At 65.0% G+C, this 1,323-nt stretch carries 2 protein-coding genes; one reads left to right on the top strand and one right to left on the bottom strand.

Features of this window, described 5'->3' with window-relative positions; genetic code table 11:
* The first annotated feature begins 49 nt into the window (after nucleotides 1–49).
* The gene (locus Q4C89_RS11215; protein WP_303102699.1) at nucleotides 50–607 is read left to right on the top strand and encodes a cob(I)yrinic acid a,c-diamide adenosyltransferase; all 558 of its coding nucleotides are present in this window, start codon (nucleotides 50–52) and stop codon (nucleotides 605–607) included.
* 23 nt (nucleotides 608–630) lie between these two features.
* On the opposite strand, the gene Q4C89_RS11210 is transcribed toward Q4C89_RS11215, so the two are convergent.
* Nucleotides 631–1,323: hypothetical protein (locus Q4C89_RS11210; RefSeq protein ID WP_303102698.1), on the bottom strand; the 693-nt coding region annotated here is incomplete at its 5' end.

Below are 1,323 nucleotides of genomic sequence, written 5' to 3'. Positions count from 1 at the left end.
GCCCTTGACCCTTCACCCTCCACTCTCTTTACCCTTTACCCTGAACGCCATGAAGCTCTATACCCGCACAGGCGATCAGGGACAGACCGGCCTCTACGGCGCAGACCGCGTCAGCAAAGCGCACCCCCGTGTCGAGGCTTACGGTACGGTGGACGAACTCAACTCGGTGCTGGGGCTGGCGCGGGCGCACGGTACGGACACGGCGCTGGACGCCGACCTCGAATACCTGCAAAACGCCCTGTTCGACGTGGGCGCTGACCTGGCGACCCGCAGCGGCGGCAGCTACGAGAAGAACCTCAGCCGCATAGACGCGCAGGACGTGGCCTTTTTGGAAGCGATGATTGACTGCTATCAGGAAGGCGCGCCGCCGTTTACGGGCTTCGTGCATCCGGGCGGCACTCCGGCGGCGGCGGCGCTCCAACTCGCCCGCGCCGTGGCCCGCCGCGCCGAGCGCGAGGTGATCCGGCTGCTGGAAACCGAGGAGGCCAACGCGCAGGTGCAGGTCTACCTCAACCGCGTTTCCGACCTGCTGTTCATCATGGCCCGCGCTGCCAACGCCCGCAGTGGCCTGACTGAAGAAGCCTGGACCGTCAAGAAACGCCGCTGAGCCTGCACTCCAGCGCCCAACCCTTACTCGCTTTCCTGGCCTTCTCGCAACGACTGGGCTTTGGCTTGAGCTGTCCTAGCCAGATCGTCGAGCGTTTGGGCCTGGGCGGTGGCGTCGGCTCCCGTTTCCGGCACACTCTCGACCAGGGTTTCCCCGATTTTCTGGAGGGCACTGAGCTGGTCGGGGTGGGCCTCGTCTATCTCGGCAATCCTTTCCACGACGCGCTGTCCCGTGTCACCGAGGGCCTCAACCTCTTCTGCGGCGCTGAACTGGCGGATGTCGTTCACGCGCTGCTGATACTCGGCACTGATTTCGTCGAGCCGACTGGCCTGTTCCAGCGTCTGCGCCTGCACCTGCGCCGACTCGACGATGGTGTTCAGTGCCTCGACCTGCTCCTGCACCCGCTGGTGAATTTGTTTCAGGCGCGACACGTTCACGTCGTCCAGGGGGGTCTGGGCCACGTCGTCGAGGGCCTGACACAGCACTTCTTCCAGAGCTTGGGCCGCCGTGATTTGCTCCTCGCCGTTCCTGACCACCTCATGCAGCGCCCGGACATGCTCTTCGTTCTCCCTCATTTCGGAAAGTGAAAGCGTCCGAATCTGCTCGGTGGTCAGGCGCACGACCTGCCGCAGCGCGTCGGTGACGGCCAGTCCCTCGCGCCCAGTCCGCAGAATGCTTTCCAGAGCGGCGGTCTGCTGCCACCCTGCCGCGCCCAC

It is taken from the genome of Deinococcus sp. (assembly GCF_030523985.1).
In the GTDB taxonomy this organism is placed as follows: Bacteria; Deinococcota; Deinococci; order Deinococcales; family Deinococcaceae; genus Deinococcus.
The sequence above is the reverse complement of the archived record's forward strand: the minus strand, read 5'-3'. Positions and strand labels throughout refer to the sequence as shown.